Annotated in this window: 10 protein-coding genes; all 10 read right to left on the bottom strand. The window is 68.7% G+C overall.

What is annotated here, in order from left to right:
• Positions 1–1298 (bottom strand): ATP-dependent protease ATPase subunit HslU (gene hslU / locus AADJ02_RS09170; RefSeq protein ID WP_341212692.1); only part of this gene is annotated, 1298 nt, incomplete at its 3' end.
• Between the two features lie 38 nt (positions 1299–1336).
• Entirely contained in the window at positions 1337–1891 is a 555-nt protein-coding gene (hslV, locus tag AADJ02_RS09165; protein WP_341212691.1) for an ATP-dependent protease subunit HslV, read from the bottom strand.
• 193 nt (positions 1892–2084) lie between these two features.
• Complete coding sequence (gene trxA, locus AADJ02_RS09160) at positions 2085–2405, bottom strand: thioredoxin (RefSeq protein ID WP_341212690.1); 321 nt, start codon at positions 2403–2405, stop codon at positions 2085–2087.
• A 58-nt stretch (positions 2406–2463) separates the two neighbouring features.
• Positions 2464–5838, bottom strand: coding sequence for a double-strand break repair helicase AddA (addA, locus tag AADJ02_RS09155; protein WP_341212689.1), 3375 nt, complete (start codon positions 5836–5838; stop codon positions 2464–2466).
• Positions 5835–8792 (bottom strand): double-strand break repair protein AddB, encoded by a 2958-nt coding sequence (addB, locus tag AADJ02_RS09150; protein ID WP_341212688.1) that lies wholly within the window; start codon positions 8790–8792, stop codon positions 5835–5837. The genes addA and addB overlap by 4 nt, the downstream gene beginning before the upstream one ends.
• The gene (locus AADJ02_RS09145; RefSeq protein WP_341212687.1) at positions 8782–9483 is read right to left on the bottom strand and encodes a nucleotidyltransferase family protein; all 702 of its coding nucleotides are present in this window, start codon (positions 9481–9483) and stop codon (positions 8782–8784) included. Before AADJ02_RS09145 ends, addB begins: the two co-directional genes overlap by 11 nt.
• On the bottom strand, positions 9480–10427 hold the full coding sequence (locus tag AADJ02_RS09140) for a phosphotransferase (protein ID WP_341212686.1): 948 nt from the start codon (positions 10425–10427) through the stop codon (positions 9480–9482). Before AADJ02_RS09140 ends, AADJ02_RS09145 begins: the two co-directional genes overlap by 4 nt.
• The gene (gene tsaE / locus AADJ02_RS09135) at positions 10420–10887 is read right to left on the bottom strand and encodes a tRNA (adenosine(37)-N6)-threonylcarbamoyltransferase complex ATPase subunit type 1 TsaE (protein WP_341212685.1); all 468 of its coding nucleotides are present in this window, start codon (positions 10885–10887) and stop codon (positions 10420–10422) included. Before tsaE ends, AADJ02_RS09140 begins: the two co-directional genes overlap by 8 nt.
• A gap of 48 nt (positions 10888–10935) precedes the next feature.
• The gene (locus AADJ02_RS09130) at positions 10936–12540 is read right to left on the bottom strand and encodes a PAS-domain containing protein (protein ID WP_341212684.1); all 1605 of its coding nucleotides are present in this window, start codon (positions 12538–12540) and stop codon (positions 10936–10938) included.
• A gap of 90 nt (positions 12541–12630) precedes the next feature.
• Positions 12631–14004, bottom strand: coding sequence for an ActS/PrrB/RegB family redox-sensitive histidine kinase (locus AADJ02_RS09125; RefSeq protein WP_341212683.1), 1374 nt, complete (start codon positions 14002–14004; stop codon positions 12631–12633).
• Between the last annotated feature and the right edge of the window lie 78 nt (positions 14005–14082).

Below are 14082 nucleotides of genomic sequence, written 5' to 3'. Positions count from 1 at the left end.
ATGAAGCGCGACAGGTCGGTGTCGCCGGCAATGCCGTCCAGCGCCTTGTGCACATAGGCGGCATCGACCGTGTAGCTCTCGCCGGACTTGTCCGGCGCCTCGAAGGAGATGTCGTCGAGGACGCGCTCCATCACCGTCTGCAGCCGCCGCGCGCCGATATTCTCGATCGAGCCGTTCAGCGTCACCGCCGTGTCCGCCAGCGCGTCGATCGCATCGTCGGTGATGATCAGATCGACATTCTCGGTCTTCATCAGCGCGATATACTGCTTGATCAGCGAGGCCTCGGTCTCGGTCAGGATACGGCGGAAATCCTCCTTGGTCAGCGCTCGCAACTCGACGCGGATCGGCAGCCGGCCCTGCAGCTCGGGCAGGAGGTCCGACGGCTTCGACACGTGGAAGGCGCCCGAGGCGATGAACAGGATGTGGTCGGTCTTCACCGAGCCGTGCTTGGTCGCCACCGTGGTGCCCTCGACCAGCGGCAGCAGGTCGCGCTGCACGCCCTCGCGGGAGACGCCGGCGCCGCTCTGGCCTTCCTTGTTGGCGACCTTGTCGATCTCGTCGAGGAAGACGATGCCGTTGTTCTCGACCGACGAGATCGCCTCGCGCACCAGCTGCTCCTGATCCAGCAGCTTGTCGGATTCCTCGCCGATCAGCAGATCGTAGCTCTCGCGCACCGACGTCCGGCGCTGCTTGGTGCGCTGGCCCATCTTGCCGAACATCTCCGACAGGTTGAGGACGCCGATATTGGCGCCCGGCATGCCGGGAATGTCCATGCCGCCCATCGGGTTGGACGTGTCGGAGATTTCGACGTCGATCTCCTTGTCGTCGAGTTCGCCTGCGCGCAGCTTCTTGCGGAAGGAATCGCGGGTGGCCGGCGACGCCGTCTTGCCGACAAGAGCGTCCAGCACCCGGTCCTCGGCGCCCTGATGGGCCTTGGCCTTCACCTCTTCGCGCTTCTTCTCGCGCACCAGCCCGATGCCGATCTCGACGAGATCGCGGATGATCTGCTCGACGTCGCGGCCGACATAGCCGACCTCGGTGAACTTGGTGGCCTCGACCTTGATGAAGGGCGCGCCGGCGAGCCGCGCCAGGCGGCGCGAGATCTCGGTCTTGCCGACGCCGGTGGGTCCGATCATCAGGATGTTCTTGGGATACACCTCGTCGCGCAGGTCGGCCCCGAGTTGCTTGCGCCGCCAGCGCGAGCGCAGGGCGACGGCGACGGCGCGCTTGGCCTCTTTCTGGCCGATGATGAAACGGTCGAGCTCGGAGACGATCTCGCGGGGGGTCAGGTCGCTCATGTGAGGGTCCTTGTCTGGTAAGGGGTAAACGCGAGGCTTCAGGCCTCGAGCGTTTCCACGGTCAGCTTGCCATTGGTGTAGACACAGATGTCGGAGGCGATCGCCATGGCGCGCCGTGCGATGGCCTCGGCGTCCATGTCGGTGTCCATCAGGGCACGTCCCGCGGCGAGGGCGAAGTTGCCGCCAGAACCAATCGCGGTTACGTCATGCTCGGGCTCGAGCACGTCGCCTGCGCCGGTGATTACCAAAAGCTCTTTGCCGTCCGAGACGATCAGCATCGCTTCGAGCTTTTGCAGATACTTGTCGGTGCGCCAGTCCTTGGCCAGCTCGACGCTGGCGCGGGCGAGCTGGCCGGGGGTGGCCTCGAGCTTCTTTTCCAGCCGCTCGAGGAGCGTGAAGGCATCGGCGGTCGACCCGGCGAAGCCCGCGATGACCTCGTAGCCGCCGGGGGAAAGCCTGCGCACCTTTCGCGCGGTGCCCTTGATGACGGTCTGGCCGAGGCTCACCTGGCCATCGCCCGCGATCACCACCTTGCCGCCCTTGCGCACCCCGATGATCGTTGTGCCGTGCCAGCCGGGGAAGTCGTCGCTCATCTTGCCTCCTGTCGGGCGCGGATCCGGCCGCGCCCTGCGTCTTGTGGGAATGTGCGAGAGCAGGGCCCTCGTCACCGTCCGGGCCGATATGGGGGCCGGGGACGCGAAGGGCAAGTTTGGCCGCCGATCTGCCTGTATCAGACACGAAAAAGGCGCCCGAAGGCGCCTTGATCGTCAGTCCGGAAGGCTTGGATCAGATCGACTCGTCGATCCAGCCCTTGAGCGCAGCCTTGGGGGCGGCGCCAGCGCGGTTCGAGACGATTTCGCCATCCTTGAACAGGAACAGCGCGGGAATGCCACGCACGCCGAGCTGCGCTGGGGAGTTCGGGTTCTCGTCGACATTGACCTTCACGATCTTCAGGCGGTCGCCGTACTCGTTGGACAGCTCTTCGAGAGCCGGGCCGATCGTCTTGCAGGGGCCGCACCACTCGGCCCAGAAATCCACCACGACGGGGACATCGGACTGACGCACTTCGGCGTCGAAATTCGCGTCATTGACTGCAACGGTGGCCATCGGGGCTCTCCTTGGGTCTCGGGTTGGATGAGAGACGTAAGGAGGCGGGTCAGGCGCGTCAATGGGTGGCCCGACGCAACGCTGCCATGACGAGGTCGTGGGGCAGGGGCATCAGCTGCGCGTTCGCCGTCCACAGCACCGCCACCTCGACCGCGCGGTCGGGCCAGAGCCGCGCCAGCATCGCTGCATAGGCCCCCATCTGCCGCAGGATGCCCTCCGGCGTGTCCTCGGGTCGGTCAGGCACCGCACGGTTGGTCTTGAAGTCGATGGCGAGCACGCGGTCTTCGGTGATCACCAGCCGGTCGATGGCACCGTGCAGCCGCTTGTCGCCCAGCTCGGGCAGGCTTGCGGTGATCCCGGCCTCGGCCAGCGTGCCGGGGGCAAAGACCTCCTCCAGACCCGGTGCGCCGACAAGGCCCAGCGCATCGGCGAGCAGGCTGTCGGTTTCCTCGACCTCGGCGGCCTCCTCGGCATTGGCCAGAAGGCGGCGTCCCTGCACCTCGCGCTGGGCTTGTGGCAGGGCGGGCAGATGTTCGAGTAGCAGGTGCATGAGCGTGCCACGCGCCCGCGCTGCCTCGCCCTCGGCCTCGCTCGTATCGCCCGGCATGACCTTGGCCCCACCAAGGTCTGACGGTGACAGCGTCGCCTGAGCGGCCTCGGGCATGACGACCGACGGGTAATGCGGCGGCGCGGGCAGGGCAGTGGCTTCGGCGCGCGGCGGTTTCATCTCGCCGCAGGCCCAGTCGAGATGCGCAAAGCGCAGCCCCTCGCCGCCAGGCATCGGGGTGGCTTCGGCTCCGAGCCGCTGCAACCCCTCTGTCACCGTCGCGTGCCAGCTCTGGCCCGCCTCGCCCACGTCGCCGGGCGCGCAGACGATGAGCCAGCTTTCGGCCCGCGTCATCGCCACGTAGAGCAGGCGGCGGCGCTCGCGCTCCTGCGCGTCGATCAGCCCTTCGCGCAGCTCACGCATCGGCTCCGGCATCGCCGCCGACGGCCCGGCAGCCCAAAGCTGCGCCGCGCCCGCGTCATAGATCCTGTCGTTCAGCTTTACCTGCCGCTTGGCGCTGTCGGGCAGGATCACGATCGGGGCCTCGAGCCCCTTGGCCCCATGCACCGACATCACCCGCAGCCGGTCGCCTGCGGATTCGGCCTGCCGCTTGATCTCCAGATCGTCGGTCTCGAGCCATTCAAGAAAGCCCGTGAGCCCCGGCACCTCCGATTGCTCGTAGGAGAGCGCTTGAGACAGCAGCGCATCGATCCCGTCCTCGGCCTCGGGGCCGAGCCGGGCCAGCAGCTTGCGGCGCCCGTCGTGGCGCAGGAGCAGCCGGTTGATCAGGTCGTAGGGGCGCAGGAAGTCGGACTGACGCCGCATGTCGTCGAGCACCGCCATGGTCTCGGGATACCGCTGCCGCGCGTCCCGAAGCTGCGGCCAAAGATGGCCGGGGCGAGCTTGCGCAAGGCGGTAGAGGTCGTTCTCGCTCCATCCAAAGAGAGGCGAGCGCAGCGCGCAGGCGAGCGACAGGTCGTCTTCGGGAAGAGCCATAAACCGCAGCACAGCCGCGATGTCCTTGACCGCAAGCTCACCGCCGATGCGCAGCCGGTCGGCGCCCGCAACGTTGAGACCCTTGGCCTTGCAGGCGCGGATGATCTCCGAGAACAGCGCCGAGCGCCGCTGCACGAGGATCAGCACATCGCCCTCGCTCACGGGGCGGCGGTCATAGATACCGGAATGGCCGCACTCGACCGGAATGGTCTCTTCGGCCTTCATGCGGGCGATCTCGTCGGCGATGCGCCGCGCCAGCACCACCGCCGGGTCGGTTTCGCCGGGGCGGTCCACCGGGTTGGTCCAGTCGTCTTCCTCGGCCTCGGCTTCGGGCTTTTCCACCGGCGGCCAGAGATCGACCCGGCCCGGCATCTGCGCCTTGAAGGCCCGATGCGGCACCTCGCCGCCCAGCCCCTCGCGGTGCGGGCCGACGAAAGTGGCATCCACCGCGCGCAGGATCGCTTCGGAAGAGCGGAAGGAATGCTCCAGATCGAGCCGGTTCAAACCCTGTCCCGCCGCCTCCAACCGCGCGCGGAAATGCTCCTGCATCCGGTCGAACCCCTCGGGATCGGCCCCTTGGAACGAATAGATCGACTGTTTCTTGTCGCCCACGACAAAGATCGTGCGGCGGCGTTCGGGCTGCGCACCTTCGCCCGCGGCAAACTCCTGCGCCAGCCGCTCGATCACCGCCCATTGCGAAGGGCTCGTGTCCTGCGCCTCGTCCACGAGGATATGGTCGATGCCACCGTCGAGCCGGAACAGAACCCATTGCGCCACCGCTGGATCGGTCAGAAGCTTGCGCGCCTTGCCGATCAGATCGTCGAAGTCGAGCATGCCGCGCAACAGCTTGCGCTGCTCGTAGGCGGGCACGAAGGCCCGGGCGAAGGCGTCGAGGGTACGGGTCTTCTCCAGCGCGTTCAGCGCCAGTCGCGTGGCGCGGCCCTCCTCGATGCGCGCCATGAGGTCGTCGAGACTCTCGATCAGCGAAGGGTCGCTCTCGCGCAGCTTCTTGGTGGGAAACTTGCCGATCTTGGCCCCGAAAGGCGCGGCGGCGCTGGCCCCGAACAGCAACAGGTTCTCCAGAAGATCGAGCAGCGCGGCGTCGGGGGCTGCCTTGAGATCGACGGCATCGAGCCTGTCGGCGGCCTTTTGATCCGTCACCGTGCCCTTGCGCAGCAGCAGCCTGAGCGCGCTCAGCGTATCGAAATCATCCGGCTCGAGGCAGATGTCGTAGAACCGCGCCAGCGTCAGCCCGGCGGGCAGGTCGAAATATTGTGCCAACGCCGCGTCGTCGGACGCACCGAGAAACGCCTCGCGCCGCCCGGTGATCTCGCGCAGCAGATCGTCGAAGTCGCCCTCGGGGGCCTGAAACGCCAGCGCATCCACGAGCGACCTCTGGGGCCCCGAGGCCATGGCGTCGACCACCTCGGCACGCAGGAGCTGCGCGGTGCGGTCCTCCATTTCGGTGAACTGCGGGCTGACCCCGGCTTCGAGCGGAAACCGCCGCAAGAGACCCGCGCAGAACGAATGGATCGTCTGGATGCGCAGGCCGCCGGGCGTCTCGATCGCGCGGGCAAACAGCGTGCGGGCCGAGCGCAGCGTGATCGCCTGCGGCGTGCCGAGCCGCTCCAGCGCCTCGCGCAGGGCCGTGTCCTCCATCATCGCCCATTCGCCGAGACGTTTGAACAGGCGGTTCTGCATCTCCGAGGCGGCGGCCTTGGTGTAGGTCAGGCACAGGATGTTCTGCGGATCGGTCCCGTCGAGCAAAAGCCGCGCCACCCGGTCGGTGAGCACGCGGGTCTTGCCAGATCCCGCATTGGCCGAGAGCCATGTGGAGTTGGCCGGGTCGGCGGCGCGGACCTGCCGCTCGGTCGCATCGTCGCGGATCATCCGACGTCCTCCCCTCGGGCTTCTGCGGAAAAGTCCCATTCGCCAAAGCGCGACAGATGGTCGTAATCGCTGCGGTCCTTGTCGCTCATCATCGCCATGCGGGCCGAATAGCCGCGATCCGGCTCCTGCCAGCGCGCGATCAGCTCGCGCAGCTGCGCCCAGACCTGATCGGGGGGGATCTCGTCGAGCGGTGCCGGAACGGTCGCGCCCTGACCGCCGAGACCGATATAGGCCGCCCCCGCGACGCGGGCCTTCTCCGCGCCCTTCTGGGCGAAACCGCCGCGTTCGGCCATCGCAGCCTCCAGAAGAAGCTGTTTCTCGAAGCTTTTCTGCTGCGGCCCGGTCGGCGGCTTGCCGGTCTTGTAGTCATAGATCCGCAAGCCCTCGGGGCCTTCGTCGATGCGGTCGGCTTGAGCGGTCAGGGTAAAGCCCAGATCCTCCATCACGGAGGCTCCGTCGATTTCGAAATGGCGCGGCGTGGCGAGGGCCTGCCGCGCGACTTCGGTGGTCAGGAACCAGTCACTGATCCGGGCGATCCGCGCGATCCAGAGCCTGCGCACGGTGGGCCAGGGGCATTGCGCCTCCAGCACCTCCTCGGTCACCGCCATCAGCCGGGTCTTGGCGGTCGGGTCGGTGGGGGCGATGCCCTCCTTCAAGAACCGCTCGAACACCTCGTGCAACACCGTGCCGCGCAGGGCGGCGTCTGGGTTGGGCGTCAGCGGATCGAGCCCGCGCAGCCGCAGCACCCGGCTCGCGTAGATCGCATAGGGGTCGCGGATCAGCGTGCGGATCGCCGTGACCGAGAGCCGGTCGGGGCGGGCCGCAACGGGCGGGCGGGGCGAGGGGCGCAGCGCGGGCGGCACGCGGCTCTGCGCCACCGACAGCGCCGTGGCCTGCGCCAGCCAGTCGGCCCCGCGCGTGCGCATCTCGGCCAATGCAGCGCGCCCGCCCTGATCGGGCAGGCCTTCGAGCAGGTTGGTCAGCCGGTTGATCCAGCGCGAGGGCACGGTCTCGCTATCCGAGGAACGGGTCGAGCGGGTGATCCAGACCTCGCGCACCGCGACCGCCTGCTGATAGTCATGCGCCGAGAGGCCGATCCGCCGTTCGGGCAGCAACAGACCTGTCTGCGCGCGCATCTTGCGGTTGAGCCACGGATCGGCGGGCGGGGCCTCGGGCCATGAGCCTTCGTTCATCGAGGCCAGAATGGTCAGGTCCGCGCCCTGCACCCGCGCCTCCAACGTGCCGCGGATGAGCACCTGCGGGTGGCCGACGTCGGGGTTGCGCACCTCGACCCTGCGCAGCACGCCCAGAAACAGTGCGCGGTAGTCGCGCGTGCCCAACTCTCCGGCGGCGTCGGCATGTTCGGCCAGCCCTTCGCAGCATTGCCGCGCAGCGCGGCCCGCCGCCTCGTCCCACAGCCCGCCGCTACCTGGTGCACCGGGGCCGGACGCAAGACATTCGGCAAGCTGCAGGTGGCAGGCCAGATGCTCGGCAAGCGGCTTGTCGCCCGCTTCCGGCACGAGACCCAGCGCCTCGCAGAGCCAGTCGGCCCAAGCCACGCGGCCAGTGTCGCGCGCGCCCGTCTTTTCGGCCCAGCGCGTCAGCAGCGCCGCGTCGGGATAGGCCGCGCCCTCGCGCCTGAGCCACAGCTCCAACTCGCGCGTGCGCAGCAGATGCGGGCCGCGATCTAGGCCCGAATGGCACAAGGGGTGTTTCAGGAGCGACAAGATCGCCGCCGGGCCGGGCGTCTCGCCCATGGCTTCGGCCACGAGGCGCAAGAACCGTCCCGGCGGGGTCAGCGGCAGCGGCACGCCGGCGCTGTCGTCGGCCACGAGATCCCAACGGTCGAGTGCGGCCGAAACCTGCCGCGTCAGCATCCGGTCGGGGGTGACCAGCGCCACCGTCTTGCCCTCGTCGAGGGCGGCCCGCATCCGCAGCGCGATGGTCTCGGCCTCCATCCGGGGCGAGGGGGCCTCGAGCAGCGTCAGCCCTGCGGTCGCCGGGCCAAGATCGCCAAGCTCCGGCCCCTCGTCGCGCCACTGGTCGGTGACGGGGGCGGGGCGCAGCGACAGCGACACCAGCCTGTTGCGCGCGGGCGAGGGGGCGGGCGTGTCGTGCCAGAGCCGCAGCTCGTTCGCCTCCATGCCCAGCATCCGCAGGATTCGGCGAAACCGGAACTGCGGGTGGTCTTCGGCGGCGAGCGCCTCGTCGAGCCGCTCCCACACGTCCTGCGGCTGATCCATATCGACGCCGGGGAGCACGACGGCTCCCTTTTCCTGCCGCGCCACGGCCTCCAGAAACAGCGCCGTCGCCCCGCGCGATCCGGTGGAGCCTGCAACGATCACCGGGTCGGTGGGGGGCGTCTTGGCCCATGTCGCGATCAAACGCTCCACCGCCATGCGCTGGCGCGCCTCGCGGTCGGGTGCTGCATCGGGGCCGAACCAGAGGTTGACGATGTTGAGAAATTGCAGCGAGCGGGCCCAGTGGCCCGAGAGGTCGGTGACGTCGAGATTTGCGATGTCATCGGGCGACACGCCCTCGCCCTGCATCTCGTCCATCAGGCTGGCGAGGCTGTCGGACAGGTCATAAAGCGCTGCACGCGGCGCCAGATCGGGCTGCGCCTCGATCAGCCGGGCCACAAGCTGGGTCAACTCAAGCCTGCGCCGCAGCGGGGCCACGGGCAAGGGCAGCTCCGGCCCCATCGGGTCAAGAGCGAGGTCGGTGATGAGTCGCAACCGAGGCAGCAGCGTCGCCGGGCCCTGATCGAAGATGTCGCGCACCCGGCGGCGCATCCGGTTGGTGCCGAGATAGACGGTGACGCGGGCCATCGCCTCGGGGCCCTGATCGCCGAACCGCGCGCGGAGGCCCGCGACGAGGCCTTCGGCGAAATCAACGCCGCAGGGGAGGGCATAGAGATGGGCGGATCCGGCGTCGGGAAAGGTCTCAGAGGACATGGTCGCCCTGCAGCATCGCTTCGGCGATCGGGATGCAGTCGGGGCGGCCCACGTCACACCAGTGCCCGTCATGGACGACGCCGTAGAGCCTGCCCCGCGCCGCGATCTCATTCCACAAAAGGTTCAGCGAAAACGCCTCCTCAGGAATCTCGTCGAGCCCGTCCGGCAGGATGATCTGCGCGCCGGAATAGACATGCCCCGGCCCGCGCGTGAGCCGACCCATGGTATCGACAAGGAAATCGCCCGAACCGGTGTGGCCCATCGCGTTCTCGCGCGGCAGCAGCAGCAGTAGCGCCTCCATGCGGGAGGGATCCCAGGCGCGCCTCAGAGCAAGAAGCGGGTTCGGGCCGGACCAGATGGCGTCGGAGTTCAGCGTGTAGACCGGGCCGGGGCCAAGCAGGGGGCGCGCCTTGCGCAGACCCCCGCCGGTTTCGAGAAGCCTGTCGGTCTCGTCCGACAGGATCACGTCGCGGCCCTTGAGATGATCGCGCAGCACCTCGCCCCGGTGGTGCAGGTTGATGACGCGGCGGAGCGGCATCAGCGGCGCGGTGAGGTCGAGCGCATGGTCGATCAGGGGCCGTCCGCCGACCTCGACCATCGGTTTGGGCCGATCGGTCGTGAGCGGACCCATGCGGCGGCCGAGACCGGCGGCAAAGATCATGATGGCGCTGGGCGTCCCGTTCGGGGTCATGCGGCGGTCTCCTCGGGGGCGGGAATGGCGACGGCGTGGGGGGTGAGGTCCGACAGCGCCGGGTGGCGCAGATCGGCCCGGATCTGACCCCAGACGCGGGGCATCAGCGCAAGATATCGGGTCTTGCCGTCGCGCCGGGCGAGGCGGGCAAAGATGCCCAGGATCCGCAGATTGCGCTGCAGGCCCAGCACGGCGCAGGCGGCGGCAACGGCTTGGACCTCGCGCCCCGTGGCGGCGGCAAAACGGGCAATCATGGCGTTGCGCAGGTCTTGGGACACGTCGCGACGCGCGTCGCGCAAGAGCGAGACGAGATCGTATTCGGGCGGGGCCAGCAGCGCGTCCTGAAAATCGAGCAGACCGATGCGGTCGGTGCCGGACCGCTCGGGCCGCCAGATCAGATTTTCGGCATGGTAGTCCCTGAGCGCCAAGGCCGAGGCCTCGGGCGCATGCCGCTCCAAGGCGTCACGCAGAGCCGATTGCAGGGCTTTGACGTCGAAACCGGGCGCGTACCATTCGCCCAAGGGCGCGATCATCTCGGCCCCGACCTCGGGCGTCAGCCGCGCGAGGCCTTCGAGCGGCGGTGCCGATTGCAACCGGGCCAGCACGTCGATCGCCGTCTCGTAGGGGGCGAGATCGTCGGGATGCGCCCCGGCCCATTGCGCGATCTGCGTGGGCCCGAGATCCTCGATCAAGGCAAGGCCCGCCTCGCGGTCGAGCGCATGGATCGCGGGCGCGCACAGGCGCAGGCTGACAAGGTGGCGGGCCACGGTGATAAAGGCGTCGAGTGCCACGAGCCCGTCCTCCGGACAGATCATCAGGATCAGGCTCTCGCCCGAAGGGGCGGCCAATCGCTCGTAGCGTCGTGCCGAGGCGTCGCCGGCCAGCGGCGCGCGGGTATGGCGATCAAGGCCATGCCGGGCCAGGAAGTTCTCAATGTCAGGCAAGGACCGGCTCCAGTCGTTCGCGCCAGGCCTCGGGGCCGGATATGGTGAGCCAATGCGCATCGGGCCGCGCCTCGAAGCTCAGCGACAGTGCCTCGGGCGGGGCCATGTCGCCCATGCGGTCGGGCCATTCGATCAGGCAGATGGCGCGCCCCATCGCCTCCTCGAGCCCCAGTTCGACAAGCTCGAAGGGGTCCGACAGGCGGTAGAGGTCGCAGTGCCAGATCTCGGCACCGGGGGCCTCGTAGCTCTGCACGAGGGTGAAGGTGGGCGAGGGGACCTCTTCGTCGGGGTTGCCGGTGCGGGCCCGGATCAGGGCGCGTGCGAAAAAGCTCTTGCCCGCGCCGATCTGTCCCGAAAGCAGCAAGGTGTCGCCGGCGCGCAGATGCGGCGCGAGGGCCCGCGCCAGCGCGAGGCTGCGCGATTCGTCGGAAAGTTGAATCGGACCGGCAAGGAGGCTCATGGCCGCAAACTAGGCGCTGGGCCGTGTGCTGCAAGCTGAAACGCCGGGTCAGCCGCGCTGTAGGCGGATCAGCTCCTTGGCGTTGCCCGCCTTCTCGTTCCCGCCGTGGGCCTGCGCGGAGAGGCGGGACCGGTCCGGTGTTTCGGGCGAAAAGCTCGTCATCGTCGCGCCGCCGGGCAGGGGCGTGAAGCGGCAGTCCAGCCCGCGCCCGTCGCTGAGCCGCAGCTGGTCGATCCATTCGGCGCGCTCTCCGAAGGCGGTGACGAAATCGCGCAGCTCGCCCAGAACCGGCGAAGGGGCGATCATTCCCTGCCAGCGGACGATCTCGTCGAGCAGACCGGTTTCGGACAGGCCCGGATCAGGCGCGCCCCACAGATCCTCGTAGGCGCTGTTGTGCAACAGCCGGGTGCCGCTGGCCGAGAAGACGGCAATCGCCTCGGGCAGGGTGTCGAGCACCGCCCGTGCGGTGTCGATCTCGGCGCGGAAATGCCGGGTGAGCGAAATCTCGGCGCTGATATCCTCGAACAGGAAGGCCACCGCGCCGTCGGGATGCGGCCGTCCGGTGACGCGAAAGGTCTGCCCCCCGGGCAGCGACCAGGTTTCGCAATAGGTGCCGCGCGAGGCCTGCGCCTCGAGCGCCGCGACCTGTTCGCGCCAGCTGGCGTAATCCTTGGGCTCGGGGAGCATGTTGCGGTCGCGCAGCCGATCGAGCACGGTCTGCACCTGCGGGCGCGAGCTGAGAAAGGCCGTGGGCAGACCGGTCAGGTCGTGGAACGCCGGGTTGAACATCACCAGCTTGCGGTCGCGGTCGAAGATGGCAAGGCCGATGGCCAACTGCGCAAAGGTCTTGGTCAGGGTCTGGATGAACTTGCGGCGGGTCTGCTCGGCCTCGACGATCCCGGTGACGTCGAGCGCGAAATGCACCTGTTCGGAGCCGCGCTGCAGACGGGTGATCTCGTACCAGCAGCGGCGTTCTTCCTGCGGCAGGATCAGGCTGACGCGACAGCTCTCCATGCCCCGGCCGAGTGGCGCGTAATCGGGATCGTCGAAGAGATCGGTGGGGGGCCAGTCCGCCGCGCCCTCGGGTGGGCCTGACAGCCGCTCGACCAGCCGCATGTAGGCCCGGTTGGCCCAGCTCAGTCGCCCGGCCTCGTCGAGCTTCCAGATCAGCTGCGGCGCGTCCTCGCCGATGCAGCGCAGTGTTTCGAGCTCGTCTTGCAACGCCGCGAAGGCAATCGGGTCGATCGGTGCCTCCGTCGCCCCTTCGGAATCGAGGGTCAGGCGCAGCAACCCGCTCCAATGCTCGACCTCGAGCCGGCCCAGACCGCCGCGCGCCTTGAGCCAGAAGCGCCCGTCGCCCTCGATCGTCTCGAGCCGGGTCCCAAGCCCGGGAAACCGGTGTTCGAGCAAGGCGCAAAGCAGGTCGCGTTCGGTCCCGGTGCCTTCGAGGCGATCGAGCAGGCGTCGCGCCGAGAGGCTGGCATCGATCAGGCAATCGCCGTCGAACAGAAACACGCTGCGGGCCGCGCGTGGTGCCCCACGCCGATCCTGACCGCCGCGCGCCATCCACGTCAGAAAGATCACGATGGCCGACGCGGAAATGGTCGATACCACGACGATGATCAGAAGTGAGGCGATAGGTGTCAAAGGCATCGGACCACGCGACTGTGACGGGTGTCGGGCCAGAGTGCGCAGGAAATCTTAATCGTGTGTTAACCGTACCTATCGAGGGATTAGGGCCCTTCAGGGGAGGAAATGCGGATTTGGTGCCCCGGTGACGGGCTGCGCTTCGAGCGTCTCACGGGGCCAGGCGACCATGACGATCGCGCCGCCTGCCGCCGCGCCGCTGGCGCGCAGCCGCTCGCCGCCATTGGCAAAGCTCAGCCGCGCACCGGACCGCTCCAGCAAGGTCTTGGCGATGAACAGCCCCAGCCCCATGCCCTCGTAGCCGGGTCTGCGCCGCGAGCGCATGAACGGATCGCCGATGCGACCGATCAGGCCGGGCGGAAACCCCGGCCCGTCGTCCTCGATCGTCACCATGATGCTGTCGCGGGTCCACGACAGGTCGATCTCGACCCGCTCGCCCGCGAAATCCACCGCGTTCTGGATCAGGTTGCGCAGCCCGTGCACGATCTCGGGGCGGCGGTGGATCAGCGGCTGCACCTCGGTGCTGTCGGTCGCCTCGGGCTCGGCGCCCACGGCAAACACCACCTCGCGGCCGCGCGCCAGATGCGGCTCGGCGGCCTCGCGCACCACCGCCTCGAGCGGGGCCTGGCGCAGATGCGTGTCTTCCTTGCCGGCCCGCCCCATGGAGCGCAGGATGTCGCGGCAGCGCATCGCCTCGGCCCGGATCAGCGCCGCGTCCTCGGCGCGCTCGGGCTGATCCGCAAGATCGTCGGCCAGCTCGGCGGCGGTGAGGGTGATCGTCGCCAGCGGCGTGCCCAGCTCGTGCGCGGCGGCCGCGACGACGCCGCCCAGGTCGGTAAGCTTCTGCTCGCGCGCTAGCGCCAGCTGCGTTGCCGCCAGCGCGTCGCCCATGGCGAGCATCTCGAGCGTGACGCGCCGCACGTAGAGCGCGATGAAGGTGATGCCGATCGCCAGCGCCAGCCAGAAGCCGAATCGCGACAGTTCGGGCAGCGACATTGCCACCATCTGCGGCGACAGGATCGGCAGGCTCCACAGCCACAGCACCGTCACCGAGACCAGCGCCAACCCGCTCACCAGCAGCACGCCGGGCAGCCGCAACATCGTGGCCGAGATCGTGACGGGGGCCAGCATCAAGAGCGCGAAGGGATTGTCGAGCCCGCCGGTGAGCCACAGCAGCACCGAGAGCTGGGCGATGTCGAAGACCAGCATCGCGGTGGATTCGCCCTCGCTCAGCCGTCGCGTCGCTGGCAGCAGAAAGGCGGCAAGCAGGTTGGCGATGCCCGCGGCCCCGATGGTGATCGCCACCAGCCCGGTGGGAAACACCAGCCCATAGACCAGCGCCGCCACGAGTGCCGCCCCGGTCTGGCCGACTACGGCGATCCAACGCAGCAGGATCTGGGTCTTGAGCCGCACGCGGTTGCGCCGGCCCAGATCGCGCAGCATCGCCAGCTCGGTGTCGGGAAGGGGCAAGGGGCGGCTCCGGCTTGTGCGTCAATGAGGACCATTGATAGGCAGAGCCCAGGCCGCCATCAATGCGGCGCCCCGCCC

The organism is uncultured Limimaricola sp. (assembly GCF_964022235.1).
In the GTDB taxonomy this organism is placed as follows: Bacteria; Pseudomonadota; Alphaproteobacteria; order Rhodobacterales; family Rhodobacteraceae; genus Limimaricola.
The sequence above is the reverse complement of the archived record's forward strand: the minus strand, read 5'-3'. Positions and strand labels throughout refer to the sequence as shown.

What these genes read in the sequence shown, in the direction of transcription:
- AADJ02_RS09130 (WP_341212684.1), bottom strand. Translation starts at nt 12,540, where the DNA reads ATGCCTTTGACACCTATCGCCTCACTTCTGATCATCGTCGTGGTATCG.
- tsaE (WP_341212685.1), bottom strand. Translation starts at nt 10,887, where the DNA reads ATGAGCCTCCTTGCCGGTCCGATTCAACTTTCCGACGAATCGCGCAGC.
- hslV (WP_341212691.1), bottom strand. Translation starts at nt 1,891, where the DNA reads ATGAGCGACGACTTCCCCGGCTGGCACGGCACAACGATCATCGGGGTG.
- addA (WP_341212689.1), bottom strand. Translation starts at nt 5,838, where the DNA reads ATGATCCGCGACGATGCGACCGAGCGGCAGGTCCGCGCCGCCGACCCG.
- addB (WP_341212688.1), bottom strand. Translation starts at nt 8,792, where the DNA reads ATGTCCTCTGAGACCTTTCCCGACGCCGGATCCGCCCATCTCTATGCC.
- AADJ02_RS09145 (WP_341212687.1), bottom strand. Translation starts at nt 9,483, where the DNA reads ATGACCCCGAACGGGACGCCCAGCGCCATCATGATCTTTGCCGCCGGT.
- trxA (WP_341212690.1), bottom strand. Translation starts at nt 2,405, where the DNA reads ATGGCCACCGTTGCAGTCAATGACGCGAATTTCGACGCCGAAGTGCGT.